The organism is Pseudanabaena sp. 'Roaring Creek' (assembly GCF_001402795.1).
In the GTDB taxonomy this organism is placed as follows: Bacteria; Cyanobacteriota; Cyanobacteriia; order Pseudanabaenales; family Pseudanabaenaceae; genus Pseudanabaena.
The window spans coordinates 1-18410 of sequence record NZ_LIRE01000754.1; the positions used below are offsets into that span (position 1 = coordinate 1).

Annotated in this window: 22 protein-coding genes; 4 read left to right on the top strand and 18 right to left on the bottom strand. The window is 44.7% G+C overall.

Annotated elements, in window-relative coordinates:
* Positions 1-60: 60 nt before the first annotated feature.
* From mltG to AC805_RS23005, 4 genes are all read right to left on the bottom strand, one after another.
* Entirely contained in the window at positions 61-1152 is a 1092-nt protein-coding gene (gene mltG, locus AC805_RS22990; protein WP_231664249.1) for an endolytic transglycosylase MltG, read from the bottom strand.
* Positions 1115-1669 carry a DUF3727 domain-containing protein gene (locus AC805_RS22995; RefSeq protein WP_009626243.1) on the bottom strand — a complete coding sequence of 185 codons (555 nt, stop codon included), beginning with the start codon at positions 1667-1669 and terminating at the stop codon, positions 1115-1117. The genes mltG and AC805_RS22995 overlap by 38 nt, the downstream gene beginning before the upstream one ends.
* 248 nt (positions 1670-1917) lie before the next feature.
* Positions 1918-2340, bottom strand: a complete 423-nt coding sequence (ruvX, locus tag AC805_RS23000) for a Holliday junction resolvase RuvX (protein WP_055077570.1) — start codon at positions 2338-2340, stop codon at positions 1918-1920.
* Between the two features lie 54 nt (positions 2341-2394).
* Positions 2395-3036 carry a bifunctional 4-hydroxy-2-oxoglutarate aldolase/2-dehydro-3-deoxy-phosphogluconate aldolase gene (locus AC805_RS23005; RefSeq protein WP_055077583.1) on the bottom strand — a complete coding sequence of 214 codons (642 nt, stop codon included), beginning with the start codon at positions 3034-3036 and terminating at the stop codon, positions 2395-2397.
* A gap of 608 nt (positions 3037-3644) precedes the next feature.
* On the opposite strand from AC805_RS23005, the gene bcp reads away from it, so the two are divergent.
* From bcp to AC805_RS23020, 3 genes are all read left to right on the top strand, one after another.
* Complete coding sequence (gene bcp, locus AC805_RS23010; protein ID WP_055077571.1) at positions 3645-4100, top strand: thioredoxin-dependent thiol peroxidase; 456 nt, start codon at positions 3645-3647, stop codon at positions 4098-4100.
* A gap of 56 nt (positions 4101-4156) precedes the next feature.
* A complete protein-coding gene (folP, locus tag AC805_RS23015; RefSeq protein ID WP_082429621.1) occupies positions 4157-5101 on the top strand; it encodes a dihydropteroate synthase in 945 nt (314 codons plus the stop codon).
* A gap of 178 nt (positions 5102-5279) precedes the next feature.
* On the top strand, positions 5280-6383 hold the full coding sequence (locus tag AC805_RS23020; RefSeq protein WP_055077572.1) for a phosphotransacetylase family protein: 1104 nt from the start codon (positions 5280-5282) through the stop codon (positions 6381-6383).
* Between the two features lie 353 nt (positions 6384-6736).
* On the opposite strand, the gene AC805_RS23025 is transcribed toward AC805_RS23020, so the two are convergent.
* From AC805_RS23025 to AC805_RS23090, 14 genes are all read right to left on the bottom strand, one after another.
* On the bottom strand, positions 6737-6967 hold the full coding sequence (locus AC805_RS23025; RefSeq protein WP_009626249.1) for a TIGR02450 family Trp-rich protein: 231 nt from the start codon (positions 6965-6967) through the stop codon (positions 6737-6739).
* A 6-nt stretch (positions 6968-6973) separates the two neighbouring features.
* Entirely contained in the window at positions 6974-7216 is a 243-nt protein-coding gene (locus AC805_RS23030) for a DUF3134 domain-containing protein (protein ID WP_009626250.1), read from the bottom strand.
* A 63-nt stretch (positions 7217-7279) separates the two neighbouring features.
* Complete coding sequence (locus AC805_RS23035) at positions 7280-7618, bottom strand: YbaB/EbfC family nucleoid-associated protein (protein WP_009626251.1); 339 nt, start codon at positions 7616-7618, stop codon at positions 7280-7282.
* Between the two features lie 113 nt (positions 7619-7731).
* Positions 7732-8553, bottom strand: coding sequence for a hypothetical protein (locus tag AC805_RS23040; protein WP_055077573.1), 822 nt, complete (start codon positions 8551-8553; stop codon positions 7732-7734).
* A gap of 288 nt (positions 8554-8841) precedes the next feature.
* On the bottom strand, positions 8842-9531 hold the full coding sequence (locus AC805_RS23045; protein WP_055077574.1) for a hypothetical protein: 690 nt from the start codon (positions 9529-9531) through the stop codon (positions 8842-8844).
* 39 nt (positions 9532-9570) lie between these two features.
* Positions 9571-11211 carry an Hsp70 family protein gene (locus AC805_RS23050; RefSeq protein WP_055077575.1) on the bottom strand — a complete coding sequence of 547 codons (1641 nt, stop codon included), beginning with the start codon at positions 11209-11211 and terminating at the stop codon, positions 9571-9573.
* Between the two features lie 23 nt (positions 11212-11234).
* Complete coding sequence (gene nadC / locus AC805_RS23055; protein ID WP_055077576.1) at positions 11235-12095, bottom strand: carboxylating nicotinate-nucleotide diphosphorylase; 861 nt, start codon at positions 12093-12095, stop codon at positions 11235-11237.
* A gap of 239 nt (positions 12096-12334) precedes the next feature.
* Complete coding sequence (locus tag AC805_RS23060; RefSeq protein ID WP_055077577.1) at positions 12335-13204, bottom strand: DNA-formamidopyrimidine glycosylase; 870 nt, start codon at positions 13202-13204, stop codon at positions 12335-12337.
* Between the two features lie 65 nt (positions 13205-13269).
* Positions 13270-13461, bottom strand: a complete 192-nt coding sequence (locus AC805_RS23065; protein ID WP_055077578.1) for a photosystem I reaction center subunit IV — start codon at positions 13459-13461, stop codon at positions 13270-13272.
* A 365-nt stretch (positions 13462-13826) separates the two neighbouring features.
* A complete protein-coding gene (locus AC805_RS23070; RefSeq protein ID WP_055077579.1) occupies positions 13827-14351 on the bottom strand; it encodes a L,D-transpeptidase in 525 nt (174 codons plus the stop codon).
* 136 nt (positions 14352-14487) lie between these two features.
* On the bottom strand, positions 14488-14775 hold the full coding sequence (locus AC805_RS23075) for a DUF4090 family protein (RefSeq protein ID WP_009626229.1): 288 nt from the start codon (positions 14773-14775) through the stop codon (positions 14488-14490).
* 59 nt (positions 14776-14834) lie between these two features.
* Positions 14835-15530: a class I SAM-dependent methyltransferase gene (locus tag AC805_RS23080; RefSeq protein ID WP_055077580.1), complete on the bottom strand. Its 696-nt coding sequence runs from the start codon at positions 15528-15530 to the stop codon at positions 14835-14837.
* Entirely contained in the window at positions 15527-16102 is a 576-nt protein-coding gene (locus AC805_RS23085; RefSeq protein WP_055077585.1) for a Uma2 family endonuclease, read from the bottom strand. The genes AC805_RS23080 and AC805_RS23085 overlap by 4 nt, the downstream gene beginning before the upstream one ends.
* 123 nt (positions 16103-16225) lie before the next feature.
* Positions 16226-16885 carry a DUF2301 domain-containing membrane protein gene (locus tag AC805_RS23090; RefSeq protein WP_055077581.1) on the bottom strand — a complete coding sequence of 220 codons (660 nt, stop codon included), beginning with the start codon at positions 16883-16885 and terminating at the stop codon, positions 16226-16228.
* A gap of 233 nt (positions 16886-17118) precedes the next feature.
* Between AC805_RS23090 and AC805_RS23095 the strand changes: the two genes are divergently transcribed.
* Positions 17119-17979 (top strand): hypothetical protein, encoded by an 861-nt coding sequence (locus AC805_RS23095; RefSeq protein WP_055077582.1) that lies wholly within the window; start codon positions 17119-17121, stop codon positions 17977-17979.
* Positions 17980-18410 lie beyond the last annotated feature (431 nt).

The following is an 18410-nucleotide window of genomic DNA, read 5'->3' on the forward strand; positions in this document are numbered from 1 at the left end:
CTTACACCGAGGGCTGAGCGAAGTCGAAGCCCGTCTACAAGTTATTTAAAACGACTATAACTATTGTTTTGGTGCTTTTTGTTGAATTTTTTTGTCGATCGCCTGCAAGGCTTTTTCGTGATCCTCTAAAGTCCGACTAAACACATGGCTACCGTCATATTTGGCAACAAAAAATAGATAGTCAGTTGTCGCAGGATCGAGAGTCGCCTTGAGACTGGCTAAACCTACAGAAGCGATCGCCCCAGGGGGAAGCCCTTCATTTAGGTAAGTATTGTAAGGAGAAGCCGTTCTTACCTGTTCCAAGGTCAGAGGATTTTCTGGGGTCTGACGAATGTTTAACCCATACTCAACGGTCGGATCGGATTCCAATCGTTTATTTTGTTTGAGTCGATTCCAAAAAACGCCAGAGATGAGCCGTCGCTCGGTGTCAATAACTGCTTCTTTTTCGACAATACTAGCGAGCGTTACCCAATCCTTGAGACTGACTTTGACCTTGGGCTTACCAGACTGGTTTTCTTGATAAATGGGCAAAGCTACCTGCTCAAACCGATCGAGCATCAAATTGATGATGCGATCAGGAGTTGCCTCAGATGGCAAGATTTGGTAGGTATCGGGAAATAGAAACCCTTCCAAACTGGGGATATCTTCGGGCAGCCAACTGCGGCGCTTGGGGCTCGTCCGTTGAGCTGCGGCAACAAAATCTTTCGCACTGAAAAATCCTTGCTTCTCAAATAAATCTGCCATCTGTGCGATCGTCCAACCTTCAGGAATCGTAAATCGGACTTCTGTCGATTTCGTGGTCTGAATTTGAGCCACCACCTCTTGCAAAGATTGATTGGTAGTTAGGTCGTAAGTTCCCGATTTCAATGCGACTGAATCGTTACCCCGCCACGATTGCCACTGTAGCCATAGACGCAAAGCTAAGCTAGAGCGGATTATGCCCGCTGATTCTAGTTCTTGAGCGATCGCTTGAGTTGGCATCCCCTCAGATATGGTTAATCGAACTTTTATGCCAAAACTACTAGGCGCGGCACTTGCCCAAATCCACCAAGAACTACTAACTAAACCAGTAAATAAGATGGTTGCGGGGATAGCAATGCCATAAAACAGCCAATTAGAACTCTTCTTCGGCATCTTCTGTGCTGAGGACATGGTCTAGATATTGCTCCACATAAGGCTCAAGTGCTGCCATCTCTTCTGGAGAAAGGATTTCTGGTTGACCATCATCACCAACTTTTGCAATAAACATCAAAGGATCGAGAGATGTAAATACTGAAAAAGCTTGCTCTTCATAGTAGAAATGGGCTAGCTCTTGAAACTCACCACAATTACCATCTTCTTCAGTATCAATCTCAATGATATCTTCTTCAGTTGCTTCAGGTAATTCACCCTCAACGGTCAATGTATGGGCAGACCTTTTGAGAGAAAGATTTTGTTCTGCAAGAACTGCCTGAGCGACTGGAAAAATTAGATCGATTTCCTCTTCAGTGACATCGACCAATTCAGTTTCTTCTTCGTCATCGGTTTCTTGCCATGCAAAGATTTGCACGGAAAAATCCACTGGTTGCAGCAACAAATATTCGGTGCTGTCCACTTTAAACGCGGTTTCGACAGTGCAAGGCAAGCTCTTACCTGCGTCATCCGTAAGTACGATCGTCGATCCTTCCATAGATTGCTGTTTTGTATCCTATAGCACTACTAGCTCAGAGAAACCCTCTTGTATAAGGCTTTTGGCGCTTTTAAGCATTATGACAGCAAAGGGGACATATTTGGAAAGATCGGAGATGTGGCTTGGTGGCATACCTATTTACAGCATTTAGCTTGTTACCACGCCAATTGCAGGAATATTGCGATCGCTTACAAGTAGCGCACGCGCCACTTGCGCTACTGTTTTTTGGAGATCTAAATTACTTGGAATTACTTAGAGCGTTTTAAAGCCAGCCATTGCTGCAAGATAAGAGCGGCAGCTTTGCGATCGATCATTTCTTTGTTGTGCCTTGTGGAAATTCCCTGCGATCGCATCATTTCTTCGGCTTCGTAGGAGGTTAGACGCTCATCGACAAATTCCACTGAGATACCCAATTGTTTGGCAGCACCCTTGGCAAATTTTTGAACATGTTTGGCTTGATGACCGAGGGAACCATCCATGTTGTAGGGCAAACCTACCACTAAAGTATCGATCGCCCTTTCTAAAATTAGCGATCGCAGAATTGCCATATCTTCATCCCACGATCGGCGGGAAATGGTGGTAATTCCATGCACGGTTATACCTAGGCGATCGCATCCAGCGACACCGATTCTTTTTCTGCCAACATCTAAACCTAGAGCTGCATAATGCATAAACTGTTTTGGACTTTCTTTAGGCTTATTTTGGGCTTGCCGCGCTATGTCAAGCTACTGATTTTGAAATGGTTGGACTTTTTGGATGAGGGCTTGCGATCGCGCAATAATCGTCGTCCAGTCGTCCTCAGCGATCGCTTCTGGAGAAAATAAATGGCTAGATATGCCCACGGCGATCGCCCCTGCCGCTAGAAATCGATCCGCATTTTGCATTGTAACTCCCCCTGTAGGAATGAGGGGAATATCCCGCAATACGGGCTGTAGGCATTTCAGGTAATCAACCCCACCCACTACTTTAATCGGAAAAACTTTAACCGCCGATGCCCCCGCTTGCCATGCGGTAATTATTTCTGTGGGGGTTAAGGCTCCAGCAATCACAGGAATATTACTTTCGACTCCCTTGGCAATTAAGTCGGGATTGGTATGGGGAGTAAATAAAAAACTACAACCACAGGCGATCGCCCTCTCCGCGCTATCAATATCGAGAACGGTGCCCGTCCCAATTTTGCAATCAGGTAATTCCTGCTGTAATTTGGGAATGAGCGACTCAGCGCGATCGGTATTCCAAGCAATCTCTATGAGCTTGATACCTCCTGCGGCGGCGGCAAGCGCCATCTCCCGTGCAGTACTAATATTATCAGCGCGAATAACGGCAATAATACGATGCTGTTGCAACAAACTTAGCCAAGGATTCACAGGATTTTTGCAAAAATTTGCATTGGCGATCGACTCCCAAAGATCATTACATAAAGCCTTAGTTTTGCAAACCCAGAGGGAAGGAATCTTGACTTTTTCACAGCTTTTCAGTAGCCAAGGCGCTTGCAGATAAAAATTGTCCCGTGTAGTCAACGTTAGCTTCGGCAATCAAACCCAATAAAGAGTTGCGGCGCGAAGCGCCGCCACTCTTTATTGGGTTTGATGTCCTGACTTAAGTGAATATAGCTATAACGTTGGCTGAGCGTAGTCGAAGCCATAGGTACTTTAATTAATAGCCAGTCCCTACAGCAATTATCGATCAAACGAACCACAAGGAAATTTTTGAAAGCGTTGCTTAGCAACGCTTTCAAAAATTTCCTTGGTTTGGGTTTGAGCGCAAAGCGCTGTAATACCAAATTTTTAAGTAGCTAGGCATAATTAAAACCCAGAATCAAAAGCCCTGTGGCGCAAGTGCAGCTTATGCTACAGGGCTTTTGGGTTTATATTTATTGCGCCCAGATACTTACTTCTCACTATTATTCCTGCCGCATTCCTGCCGCAGGAATGCCTCATAATATTTCTTGGATTACAAATGGTAGAAAATATCTATGGCTTTGAAAGTTGGCGATCTTGCCCCAGAGTTTAGCGTGGCTGATACCCACGGCAATATTGTGTCTCTTGCCAGTCTTAGGGGCAAACGGGTAGTTCTATATTTCTATCCCCGCGACAATACCCCAGGATGCACCAAGGAAGCTTGCGGCTTTCGCGATCGCTATGCCGAGTTTCAAGCGAAAAACACGCTGATTTTTGGCGTTAGCACCGATGATGCGAAATCTCATCAAAAATTTACCGAAAAGTTTGACTTACCTTTTCCTTTGCTCTGTGATGTGGATGCTAAGGTGGCTACTGCCTACGAGAGCTATGGCAAAAAGCAAATGATGGGAAAAGAATATATGGGTATCTTCCGCAATACCTTTGTGATCGATGCAGAAGGTAAAATCGAGAAAATTTATCTTGCTGTCAAAGCTGAGCCTCACCCCGCTCAAGTTTTAGCCGATAGCTAGGTAAAGGAGGAATCTCCACGTCCTCCATATATTTACAATTATCTGAGGTGGAAATCTTGAATTTAAGCAAAAGCAAAACTGCTAGCTCGACCAATAATTTAACTAGTAATTTAACTAGCAACTTAACTAGCAACTTAACTAGCAACTTAACTAAAGCTCCTAAAGCTAATTGGACAATTCGCGATCGCCAGTTCATTTGGGGCGATCGCACCTATCTAATGGGTATTTTGAATGTTACCCCCGATAGTTTTAGCGATGGTGGGCAGTTTAACTCGCGAGATGCCGCACTTAAACAGGTTGCTCAGATGAGCCCCTATATTGATATGCTCGATATTGGGGGCGAATCGACCCGTCCTAATGCCGCAGCAATTAGCGCCGCCGAGGAGATCGATCGCGTTTTGCCGATCGTTGCCGCAATTCGAGATGAATATCCCGATCTGCCGATATCTATTGATACGGTGAAGGCGAGTGTCGCTAAAGCCGCGATCGCCGCAGGAGCCGATATGCTTAATGATGTCTCCGCAGGTAGAGCCGATCCTGAAATGTTGCCTCTGGCGGGTAAGTTGCAAGTCCCCATCTTTTTGATGCATATGCAGGGAGAGCCAAGGACTATGCAAATTAATCCCCAATATCGTGACGTGGTCAAGGATATTCAGCAATTTCTCACCGACGCAATTTCTGTTGCCAAGTCCTGCGGCATTCCCAAGCATTTAGTTGCGATCGATCCTGGCATCGGTTTTGGCAAAACCCTCGATCATAATCTCGAACTATTAAGAAATTTGCGAGCCTTCCAGTCGATCCCTGTGCCCTTGCTGCTAGGAGTATCCCGCAAAAGCTTTATCGGTAAATTATGCGATCGCCCAGAACCTAGCGATCGCCTTTTGGGAACGATTGCTGCTTGTAGTGCTGGCATTGCAGGAGGAGCAGATATCTTACGGGTTCACGATCCCAAGGAAATAGCTGAGGCTTGTCGAGTGAGCGACGCAATATTTCGGAATTAGTCCTTATGGTTTCTTATCGAGATATTGCATAATCCCTATGCATAATTGATGCATAATCGGTCAAGATCGACCAAGATCAAAAAGTATCCGTAACAGTCCATCAGTTACAATAGGCAAACAGGATGTAGGCTTTAATACAATCCAGTAAAGTTTGTAATCATTTTTTAGAGGGCAAGACGTGCCACAGGCTAAGCATTTGCTGATTGGTTCAACCAGATCGGGCAGTGGAAAATCAGCAACAATTCTGGGATTAACATACAACTTGCAAGCCAAGGGTTACAAAGTTGGCTACGGAAAACCAATTGGTACTTTTACGACCAAGGAGTTACCCGAAGCAGCCGAGCGCAGTGAAGCTGATGTGGAATTTATTAAGCAAACCTTAAGCTTGCCACAGTCACTTTTGCGTCCTACCCTCCTTAATCTTGACCGCTCTGCCCTCCAGCGCCGCCTATCTGGTGAAGATACGGCTGATTACAGCGATAAGCTTGAAGAGTATAAAGAAATCATTGAAGGTGATATCGTCTTTCTTGAAGCTCCTGCCAATACTGCGGAAGGGGCGATTTTTGGGCTTTCTTTAGAGCAAATGGCAGTCCATCTTGAAGCGCCAATTCTATTAGTGATGCGGTTTGGCTCTCTGTTGGTGGTCGATCATATCCTCATGGCAAAACGACGTTTTGGCGATCGCCTTTTGGGTGTGGTAATTAATGATATCCCCGACGAGCAGTACGAAACTGCGATCGAGATTCTGCACCCATACCTCGAAAATCAAGGCATTCCCGTATTTGCGCTGATGCCTGAAAACCGTACCCTAAGAAGCGTTAGCGTCTCTGAGATCATTGAGCAGCTCGGTGCAAGCATTCTCTGCCAGCCCGAAAATATCGATCTTGGCAAAATCATGGTCGAAGAACTCAAAATCGGCGCTATGGATGTTAGCTCGGCACAAAGTTATTTCCGTAAGTCCTACAATAAAGCGGTAATTACAGGCAGTAGTCGGATCGATCTTCAGTTTGCAGCGCTTGAGACCTCCACAAATTGTCTAATTTTAACGGGTCGTCCTTTTGTAAATGAGGATGTCGCTCACAAGGCAATGGAATTAGGCGTACCGATTCTCGCCGTTAGCAAGGATACCCTCAGCACCGTTAGCATTATAGAAGGTTGCCTCGGTCAGGTGCGATTGCATGAAGGGGTAAAGGTGACTAGCATTTGCGAAATGATGGGCAAGCATTTTAATTTTGATCGCTTCCTGAAGCTAATGAATATCAAAACCTTAGCGAAGGTTTAATCATACTAATCATCTATTGATCTAAGTAGCTGAGCGCAAAATATAAACCCCAAAAACCTGTAGCGCACGCTGCGCGTGCGCTACAGGTTTTTGGGGTTTAATTATGCCCAAATACTTATCTAAGTGCTTGTGTAAAATAAATTAGCAAAACCTGTAAAGTTGCGCCCCCACGGGGCGCAACTTTACAGGTTTTGCTAGCTACTTAATAGGTAATACCAATTCCCAAAAGTGTGGCTACACTTTTGGGAATCTCAAAACCTTACTGGGTTTGGTGTTTAATTTACAAAAGTGTTGTCACACTTTCGTGAATTCGTGGAAAAAGGCTGCACTTGAGTGCAGCCTTTTTCCATTTCTTACATTTCTTGCAAGGTTTTCCATCCAGGCGACCATAGCGATCGCCTATTTAGGGCTTTAGCATTGAGCCAAAACCTCACTGAGTCATCGCAGGCGGCTTTGATCTCGGCAAAAACTAAGTCTCCTTCATTTTTGCGATTGACAACAACAAAATGTCTCCAACCGAAGGTTTCCTGCTCGGCAGTCCATTTTGAACCGATCAGATGGGGAAATTTCTGTTTTTTTGCCATAGAAACTTAATCAACATCGTCATCATCGAGATCGTCATCATCATCGATGTAACTAGGATCGTCACCCAACATTAATTCACTCAATTCTTCAGCTTCATCATCAAACTTTAAGCTGGATTCAGTGCCTTCTCTAGCGATGAGCCGACCCGTTGACTCGAGCCAGTCAAGAATCGAAGCTTGCTGTTGAGTAGGAATGATTGCTGCGGGCTGATTTCGGCGCTGTACACGCAAAGCGGGATTATTAATCATAAAAATATCAAGTAAAATTCCTAGTCTAATTTAAGAAGCGAGCCTCGCAGGCTTCTTAAACCGTTAGAAGCCTGCGGGTAAACCTAAACCACCAGTAAGATCTTCCATCTTTTGTTTCATCGTACCCGTAGAAAGTTGATAGGCATCCTTAAGGGCGGCGAGTACCAAGTCTGATAAAACCTCTGCCCCCTCATTCAAAGCTTCAGGAGCAATTTCTACGCTTTGAGGCTCTTGGTTACCGCTTAGAGTTACCTTCACCAAACCACTACCCGATTCACCCGTTAGGCGCAGTTGATCTAATTCTTCTTGCAGCTTTTTAGCGCCTTCTTGAATTTGCTGGGCTTTTTGGAAGGCTTCTTTCATTTTGCCTAAACCAAAGCCAAATCCTTTTCCCTCTGACATAGCAGTATCAGTTGTATCCTAAGTTTTCCCATACATTATGTCACTAATCGGCACGGTTCGGTAAATTCCAGAGCGAGGAGGTCTGAAATTGCCGCACTGTTTTGACATTTACGCTAGAAAAACACTACTCGGCTGTCAAATCCTTGACGACGAATAGTCAGGTTGAGGGTTTCGGCGCTAGGGCGATCGGGATAGCCTTGAACTTCGATATAGGTGCCACGATAGGAAGAACGTAGCTGGGCGCTGGGGGCGATCGCTTGTACGCGCTGTAATTCTGAGGTTTGTCCTGTGGGAATAATCACGAAATAGCGAAGTTGCGAGGTATTGACGATACCTTGACTGGCGATCGGCTGACTGGCATTCTGAATGGGGATCGGTTGGCTTTGCTGAGAAACTGGTTGTGGCGATCGCACGATCTCGATCGCGTTGCTTTGGTTGTTCGGCAGCTCTGACCCTGGTACATTGGGCAGGGCATCGGGGCGAGTTGTCTGAATGGGGACTGATTCGACGGGGATTGGCGCGGAAGAAGTAGGTGTTATAGGCTGAACGGTATTACTGGGAACAGTCGCAAATTTACTCTGGACGGTTTTGATTTGGGGGGCGAGTCCTGCTTGACTGAACTGGGCGGCTCGACGTTGCGCTAGATTTAAGTTATTGAAGCGTCCTAACTGTACGACTTGCTCACCCGTGTCTAGGCGGCTGATAAATGCATCGGGAGCTAATACCTTTGCCTGTTTAACATTGGCTACATTTGGTAAATATACGAGGTACTGAGCGCCAGCGCTTACGGGTGTGACTGTTACGGAATCATTGGGGAAAGACTGAGCATTGCTGGCACTGTTAAAGTTAATTAGCAGATTCGCGCTAACACTCAAAAGCGAGGCTAGCCCAAAGGCAAGGCTACGAAGAGGGGTTGTGTGTGTGGGGAGTCTCATATACTTGCTAGCCGAAGGTAGCGGGAATAAGGAAATTGGGCGCGATTGTACCATACTCTACAAGACTCGCATAATCTCTTTTAGTTCAATATTTCTGCCAATATTTCGGTAATTTGCAAGCAAGAGAGGCTTGGCAAGCTCCTATTGCTTGCCACTTGCGTTAGGACAAAATCAAAACCCCATCAGAGAATGGCAGCGCAAAGCGCTGCCATTCTCTGATGGGGTTTTATGGACTAATCGCTTGACTACAGCTACTAACAGCCAGCGAATTCATATTAATTTTTACGGCTAGAAAGTAAAAGTCTTAACATTTGGTCTTTCGCCAAATTTTCGATTTTTAAAAGAAACAATAGTGTATTCTACAAGCTTAAACTCATCTTCATCAAATTTGTAAGTAGCTCTATAACCACCATGGTTACGAATAGTATTAACTTTTAAGGTTAGGTTTTGGGGATTGAAATCTATTGATCCACGAGCTCCTCTGTAATAACTCCAAACAAGTTGCTCGTTGAGATCGATCTTTTCTTGGCTACTAATCCTCATTAACTGAAGTGGCTTGACCTCTATTCCATAATCTTTGATTGAGTACAGAAGATATTCGTTATAGAAGTTGTATGCTCCAGGATAACAATTGAATTCTAAAATATATTTCTGACTATCTATTTGATATACTTGAGAATATTCTGTTCTGTGTTCTAAAAGACCATAGGATCCAGTATCATCTCTATCGTTTATACCTTCTTTGCAAACTTGAAATTCTCTTCTGCGATCGTGAACGTATTGTAGTTTTGTGTCATTAAATTGTGGTTTTACTGCTTTATCAAGCATGAATTTATATATAATAACTAAATTACTATTAGCTATGGAGAATGCTAATTTGGATATAAATCTTGGCTCGGCAATATATATTGAATTATTGTTTGAACCTGTAAAAATCTGAGCAAATAAAATCTTAAATAGCAATATTAGTTCTAGCATTACTCAAATCCTATAATCATTTCAAATTATCGACCTTCTCTACATGAGTTGAACCACAGAAACATCATCTAATAAATTTTTCTTGGTCAATAGGTCTCGAACCATAATCCGTAATGTGCGCTTTTCATCAACTTGAAAGAAAACCTTAATGCGATCGCTCCCCATTTGTCCTAGAGGATCGAGCTTCGCGATCGCTTTGCTATTTTCATTGAGAATCTGCGCGGCGACTTGTTTTCCATCTAAAACACGGGTCACAAGACGACGATCTTCAAAATAGACCTCCACATTAGTTTCGCCCAGTTCGCCGATAACTAGCTCAATGCTGGGCTGATCGGGACTCGATGCCCCAAGGGTAAGCTCCACTGGCTTTTCTAAGGGATAGGTGGCACCAGACTTAACGATGGTGTGCCAATTATGTTTTTTATACCTTTTATCCCAATAGCGAACGCCATAGCTGTGATAGAGGAAGTCTTTTAGCTCCCAACCTTGTGAAATTGCTCCGTGAGCGATCGCCTCAAAGGGTTTATCCGCTTTAACCTTCTCGATGGGAAAGTAGCGTAACGCCCATTCCTTCACCGCAGGAATTTGCGACGTTCCCCCGACCAATAGCACAGCATCGATTTGCTCGAAGTCGATATTTTGACGCTGAGCCTGTTGGCGAATCCGATCTAAAGCCCGATCGAGATTGGCAAAAAACTGCTGCTGTTCCAGAATTTGAGCTAACTGCGATCGCGTTAGGGTTAACTCGTAGGATTCAAAGGTTTGGTCGTTAAAATAAACCTCAGTTGTTGATGGGGCAGAAGAAAGAGCAATCTTGATGCGTTCGGCAAGGCGGGTAACAAGGGAATTTTTAGGCAGCCCCAGCATGGTATGGAAATGGTCAACAATCCAATTGTCAATATCTATGCCGCCAAGATTTTGTCCAGTTTTCGCAAGCACCTTCGCAATTTGGGAATTGCGCGAAGAACTCGATGCCGCAGAACTTTTTGCAGCACTGACAACCTTGCGATCGCCCCATTTTAAGAGAAATCCTAAGGGCGACTTCGATGGCTTTGCCTCAGAGGTATCCTGAGATTTATCCTGAGATTGCTCCTGAGCTAAAGCCAACTTGACCAAGGATAAATCTAAAGTCCCACCGCCAAAATCCACCACTAACAGGGTTTCATCGCCCTTACTAAGCCCATAGCCTAGCGCCGCTGCCGTCGGTTCGTCTAAGATTCGCACCTGATGCACAGACAGGCGATCGCACAAACCACTCAACCAATTGCGGTAGGATTCAAAACTATCCACTGGAACCGTAAAAATTAGCGAATCCACGTTGGGCAATTGGTCGATAATCCGCTTTAAAAACCATTCCCCAACCAGCTCAAATTCAACTTCGCGCCCGTCGATCTCTGGCACGAACATCGATACTTGAGAACCAATCGCCCGTTTAAAGGATTTAAAAAATCTTTGCTCGCCTTTCCCTTTTTTATTGTCTAAACCGCGATCGCCTACTTCCTGTCCGATGAGTACCTGCTCGCTCGCCGCATCAACCACGTAGACAAGGCTGGGAATCAAGGGTGGATTATCGGCAACAAGGCTGCTATAGGCAGGTAGCTCGACCGTTTCGATCCCTCCATTCTCATTAACCCGCGCTACAACCGTATTGCTCGTGCCAAAATCGATCGCATATTCCATAAAGTTGCCGCTTTCCCTATGTCCTAATCCGCATACTGAATCCGCATACTGATATCCAGCCAATGCGATCTAGTCACCATTGCCGAAGTAGAAATATAATCAACTTCCAATTCTGCAATCCGAGCAATGCTATTGAGGGTGATATTTCCCGAAGCTTCAATTTTCGTATAGGGACTATGGTCGCGAACGATCGCAATCGCCTCGCGCATCATCTCCAGAGGCATATTGTCCAGCATGATGACATCGAGATTGAGGTTTACCGCTTCTTTAACTTGGGCGATCGATTCTGTTTCCACCTCAATGGATGTGGTAAAGGGAATATGTTCGCGTACGCGTCTTACGGCTTCGGTGATGCCCCCTGCCGCCGCAATATGATTGTCCTTAAGCATGACCGCATCATCCAATCCATAGCGATGGTTGATCGCTCCCCCGACCGAGGTGGCATATTTTTCCAACAGACGCATTCCAGGAATCGTTTTGCGCGTATCGACAAGATGGGCGGTAGTTCCCGCGATCGCTTTTACATAGTCCGCCGTCGCACTGGCAATACCCGATAGCCGCATCACCAGATTTAGCGCTACCCGCTCGCCCATCAGCAGGGTGGCGAGACTGCCATTAATTTCCGCCAGCAGATCCCCTGATTTCACCACTGCACCATCCCGCGCGATCGTCACAAATTGGACGGTAGCATCTAGTAAGTGAAATACCCTAGCCGCGATCGTTAAGCCCGCAACGACACCATCCGCCTTAGCAACCCATACTGCCTTACCGATGGGGGCATTGCCATCGGGAAACAATCCACCCGTGGAGCGATCGCCACGCCCGATATCTTCGCGCAGCCATTCGGTAAGGAGCGGATCTAAAACAACAAAAGGAGGAAGCATGATTTAACCATTGCTAAATGATTGTCAAGATGATACCAATTCACGAAAGTGTGACAACATCTTTGTGAATTAAAAACTAAACCCAGTAAGGTTTTGAGATTCCTAAAATGGCGTTGCCATTTTGGGAATTGGTATGATTGATTGTAAGCGATTTTAGCAGTGGAAAGGCATCCCTTAGGAATGCCTTTCCGCAATCCAGTTATCTAGCTTCGACTCCGTTCAGCTAACGTTGGCAGTAGCTATAGAACTTGGCATTGAGCGCAAAAATGTGTCGATCGCCCGCCGAGTTTTATGCGTGAAATCGCATTGCCGCATATCTTACAGGGCTGCCCAGTCCGCCGAAATACCCAAGCCATATCAATGTAGTTTCCCTTAAGTCCAGCCACATTCTGAAAAGAACTAAAAGTCGTACCGCCATTGGCGATACCATCACTAAGAGAATGGATAATCCCTTGATGTAGAGCTTTGATCTGTTCCGAATTAAGAGAGTTTGCCGCTTTCTGAGGATGGATTTTGCCCAGAAATAAGGATTCATCCGCGTAAATATTGCCAATTCCCGCCACAGTTTCTTGATCGAGCAATACCGTTTTAATCGGGCGACCAGTGCGGCTGAGTTTGGATTCTAAATGCTGCGGCGTAAAATCGCTACCCAAAGGCTCTAAGCCTAATTTTTGTAAACCCGTAATTACCGATTCAGGCGATCGCTCCGATGGCACTAACCACATTTTGCCAAAAGTTCTCTGATCGTCAAACCTCAACTCTTTGGGGAGGCTCCCTGTTTCCTGTTTCTTGTTTCCCTTTGCCTTAACAAACAGCCTGACACGCGTATGTTTGCCTAGGGGTTCGTGGCGATCGCACCAGAGCAAACTTCCCGTCATTCTTAGATGTACCCCTAATTGATTGCCCTGAGATAACTTAGCGATTAAATACTTTCCCCGTCTCTGCCATGCTATAAACTCGGCTCCCACGATGGCATCTAAAAAATCTGCGGGAAGTTCGGGATAGGCGATCGCTCGCGGTAGTAATACTTCGCCCCCTTCAATTTGCCAACCTAGAGTATTTTCATTTAAACCAATACGAACTGTCTCAACTTCGGGTAATTCGGGCATTATTTACTAAAAAAGGTACAATCTTTGCGTAGCAGAGATTGTACCTTTTTTTGAGTTAGAAGAATCTAGGCGACTTCTTCAACTTCATCGATCGCAAAGTTGTTAGTTGCGACGTTGGAGTAGTTTACGCTGTCGAAACGAACGATCACTGGATAAATGATGCCGCTCTTATCAACAGAAGCTACAGTACCGACTTCACGATACCAGTAGGACTCTTTACGTAAAATACGTACCTTAGAACCGCGTTGAACTGCCATAGGTTTATCCTTATTCCTAAAGACTGTAATGTGAAAAATAAAATGATTACAGATACCGTCTCTAGGTTACTGTGAGGCGATCGCCTCTGTCTATTTCTAGCTCATTAAGTTTTATTTAGCAGAGGATAGGTAAATAGCTGCCGCCAACTGGATCAGGACATAAAAGCCCAAAGAGAGTTGCCGCGCGTAGCGCGGCAACTCTCTTTGGGCTTTTGATTTTGTCCTAAAAAACTAGCGGCAGCTATAGTTGCCGCCGTATATAACGTCAGTTCGGGTTAAGCTGGCAAATTTTAAAACTCCAAAACCTGTAGCGCACGCTGCGCGTGCGCTACAGGTTTTGGAGTTTTAATTATTTTAGCTTGCTCCTAGCGCACCACCACGGGCGTACCGATAGAAGCCCATCGATATAACCAAGCCGCATGATCGGGAGCCACATTAGTACAGCCGTGGCTGATGGGAATGCCAAAACTACGATGCCAATAAGCCCCGTGAATTGCATAGTTGCCACTGTAGTACATCACATTAGGCACATCGGGCACATTATAGTCCTCGCCCTTCATTCTTGCCGTCGGATACTTAGCCTGCACTGCAAAAATGCCCGTAGGCGTAGGTGTGTCGCTCTTGCCTGTGGACACAACTACGGCATAGACCTGCTTATTGCCTTGCCATGCCAAAAGTGTCTGGCTACGCAGACGGATTTCGATCCAACGCTGCCCCGATCGCTTTAAACGCTCAATATCTTGATTGCGGACGGTTCTCGACGATGTTTGTGCGATCGCTGCATCTAAATCGTTGAAGTTAATAAAATTTTTAATTAGGTTAAATCCGCCCCACCCTGTCAGAAATAGGGTGATAGCGAAGATACTAAGTGATTGCCAATACTTAACCATAGCGATTGCAAGTTTGCTTATCAGCAATTATGCCCAATTTTTGGAAAAAACAAACCCAAAAGATTTAGATTTCAGAAAATATAGAAAGCCCAAAGATGAGGAGCGGCGCTCCTCATCTTTGGGTTTTAATACAAACCTATTTATTGTAATAGTAGGCAATATCCTTGTCCTTAAGTGGAGCAAAGCCAGCATCCAACAATTTTTGGTTAAGTTCGTCTTGAGGGATGTGTTTTGCCCCGATACGGACGATGCGCGATCGCATGGTATTAGTTACGCCACTGCGCTGACGACCTGCTTCAAGCGCCATAACACTGCTATAGAGATCGAGTTTTTTGGGATCGATCGGTGTGCCATCAAAATCAATACCCTGTGCGATCGCTACATCAATCGCATCAGCACCTGTTGTGGAAGAATTATCAGCCATAAAAATAAGTAAAACACGAATATTTGTTAAAAGTAATGCTTTGCATCACCTTCAACAAGCTACCACTGAACGCGGTACATACAGGACAGCAAGCCATCTTTTTTCGCCGTAATTTTGCCACCCATCGACTGCACCAGCTCCGTAATTTCACTAAGCGCCGTTAGAAATACCTCAGAGCCTAGATAGGTTTCTAAAATTGCCCAATTTTCTGCAAATTCTAGATCGGGGGCGATCGCATCAAAAATCAATATCCCATTGGGTTTTAATACCCGCTTTGCTTCGCGCAAAACCAATTTCCAATAGTCCAAGGGGTAATAGCAACTGAACCCAGTAGCAATTACGCGGTCAAAAAATCCATTCTCATAACTGAGTTTATGTGCTGCCCCAAGCTGGACACCTTTAAACAACTTGGAATTAAGCTGCGAACCTCTTGAGTTAAGTGCTTCCTTTGCCACAAAACTAATTTCTTGCCCATAGAAAAATACTTCCCAGTCGCGCCAAGGATAAATCAAAAAGCTGACCCCACAGCCAATGTCTAGACAACGCTGATTTTTTTGAAATTGTGCTAATTCCCAAAAAGGTGAAGCAATTTTGCTAGCTAGAGTATGACTCACCCACTCGCGAAACAGTGGCATGGACTCCACCTCTTCAGGCAAATCAAAAGCCTCATTGCGATATTCGCGATCGTACCGCTTTTGCACCATAGCGATCGCCTCTGTCCATTCATCCGCCTGAGAAGTAAAAGCTTGATTCATTTAAACTCAACACCTTCATAAAGATCTGCCAAACTAACCTCAACACCAATCGATGACAGCATAAACCGATCGTCTAAATTGTCATACTCGATAAACAACCATTGATGTTCTGATTGCTTAATGTAACGCTCTACGTGAGGTTTTACCTGATCGATTAACAAATATTCCTGAAAGCTAGAAATTGTGCGGTAATCGCTAAATTTTTCGCTACGGTCATAATTTTTGGTGGAATTGGATAGTACCTCAGCGACGAAAACTGGTTGAGTCACAGTAGTATCTTTGCGCCCCTCTTGCAACAAAATTGGACGAGGCACAACCATCACATCAGGATACGTATGAATTTGACGCTCAGGAATCCATAGGCGTTGATCGGTGACAAATACTTGTAATGGTTTACCTTTGAGTGCCAATCTCAGAATTACTGTCAAAGCACCAATAATCTCGTTATGAGTGGGTGTGCCACCAGTCATCGGAATGATTTCTCCGTTGCGATATTCGTTACGAGTTGTGGATGTAGTCTCTAAATCTAGGTATTCTTCGGGGGTATAAGTCTTAACAGGAGTAGCAATCATCAGGTTATTTCCCACCATGCAGGTTGATTAGATTCGCTTATTAAAGCGTACCGCCCGCTACGCGGGCGGTACGCTCTTCTAGGTTTTAAGTTTACTTATGCTTAGCTACTGAGAAACTCTGGATTAAACTGCTTGTTGCTTTTGAGCTTTGAGATAGGCAAATACTGACTTATCGCCAATGTCTGAGGGAATTTCCTGAGTTGCTTTCCGAATCGCGAAGATCATAAACAAAATCGCCCAAGCAGCTAACAAACCTTGTTCGATCGCTACAGGTAACAAATTCACTAAATGCCCAAGAATTAGTACAGGGACTAAAGGTACTAAAAACTTAGTTTCAAAGCGATTGAAACAAAAGGTTTCTTTAAAGAAAATTCCCGTTAAAGCGGCAAAAATTGACCCGACACCAATTAAGGCTAATGGGTGATTGTAAATAGCGATCGCTAGTGGCTCTGGGAAATAAATAGCGATCGCCACCGAAGCGATCGTACCGATCATCCAAAAAAACTGTAAAACCCGATGTAATAACTCCAAATAAATATGAATTGTCCAAAGAGCTACGCCCAAACTGACGGAGAAAGCGATATATAGCCAAGTCAGACCATTAAGAACATCGGGGTTATGGGGTTGCCATAGTACCAATAGAGTGCCGAGGCTAAAACATAAGGCGGCGATCGCTAAAGCCATCCGATAGACAATTACGCTAAGGCGATCGTTCTTAGTAATCGTAAAATTGCCAAACTGACCTTGATAAACTTCCGATATAACTTCCACAAATTTCTCCATCAATAGGCATGAACCACTAATGCAAGGATGAAGTGCAGCGCTCAGCGCTGCACTTCATCCTTGCATTAGTGCTAGTTAATCAAGAATCAACCCTGAGACAGTCTCTAGAATAGCAGTTTTATATTTTTAGTGATTGCCAAAACTACCATAATGCTTTACTATCTTGCAGTCAAAATCGACAAACATCGGATGACGCTGTACCGAAAACTAAGTAGGCAGCAGAGGAACTTTTTATGCGTATCTATTACCTAGCTGGCGTGATTCTTAGCGTTACTACAATCCTTAGTGCTTGTGGTGATAGTACACCAACCGAATGTACGATCAGTACAGCGCGAGAAATCAAACAAGGAGTTACCAAATCCGCTAAGTTTAAGGCTGGCACTGATTGCGAAGAAATGAGAAAACTTGCAGAGGAAGGCAAACCATTGCCCACTATTGCTGATGCAACCACCAGTACTGCACCAGTCGCTGCAGCAACGCCTAAGGTTCAAACTTTTAATGCTCCCTTCGTGGCAGGACAACAAAAGCCCCAAGACCTCATTGCTACTACTGATAAGCAAGCAAGGGTTCAAGAACTAGAGAAAAAAATTGGCGTTGACTCTAAACAATCCCGCGATCCATTTACTAGCTCAGTTATTAACCCAGTACCACAGTTAGAAACTTTGCTCTCCAAGCCGCTAGAGCCTCCAAAGCTCAGAGCTGCGGTTGTAGTCAAAACCTCTAATAGTTCAAAAGTCTTTACCCCTCCTGATACAAAGGCTGCTGAAGGGACAAAGGTCACGGGGACTATTGAAATTTCAGGCACAATCTTTGCGATTGTCAGCGCTTCGGGTGAGTCAACTTCTCGCTATGTGAAGGCAGGTCAATTGATTTCTAATGGCAAGGTATTAGTGAAGCGCATTGATACTAATGCGGAGCCACCAATTGTGGTGTTGCAACAGAATGGAGTTGAAGTGCTTCGTCCTGTCGGCGCAGCAGTTGCTGGGGCGACTGGGGCGACGGATTCTAATGCTAGCCAGACTGGTACTGCCAATGCCCAGCAGCAGACTCCTCCTGCTCCCCCATTAGCACTGCCAGCCCCCGAACAACGATAAAGAGGTTTGCTTCCCAAAGATGAGTGGCGGCGCTTCGCGCCGCCACTCATCTTTGGGGTTTTGATTCGTCTTCGCTATCTCTTATACCAATTTCCAAAAGTGTGGCTACACTTTTGGAAATTGAAAACTAAACCCAGTAAGGGTTTTTTAATCACAAAATGGCGTAACCATTTTGTGATTAAAAAAAACGTCAATTCGAGTTAAGCTGGCAAATTCTCAAAGCCAAAAGTAAAAGCCTTGCTTAGCAAGGCTTTTACTTTTGGCTTTGAGAGAGGGTTTGCGTAGCAAACCCTCTCTCAAAGCTAGTTTCAAATTATCCTGAACTCACGTTTATTAACCATTAAAAAAGAGAAGGATTCTGTATATCCTTCTCTTTTACCTATTATTCAGGATTTTGTTTTTTATTTCTTAGGAGCCATTAGCATCGTGAT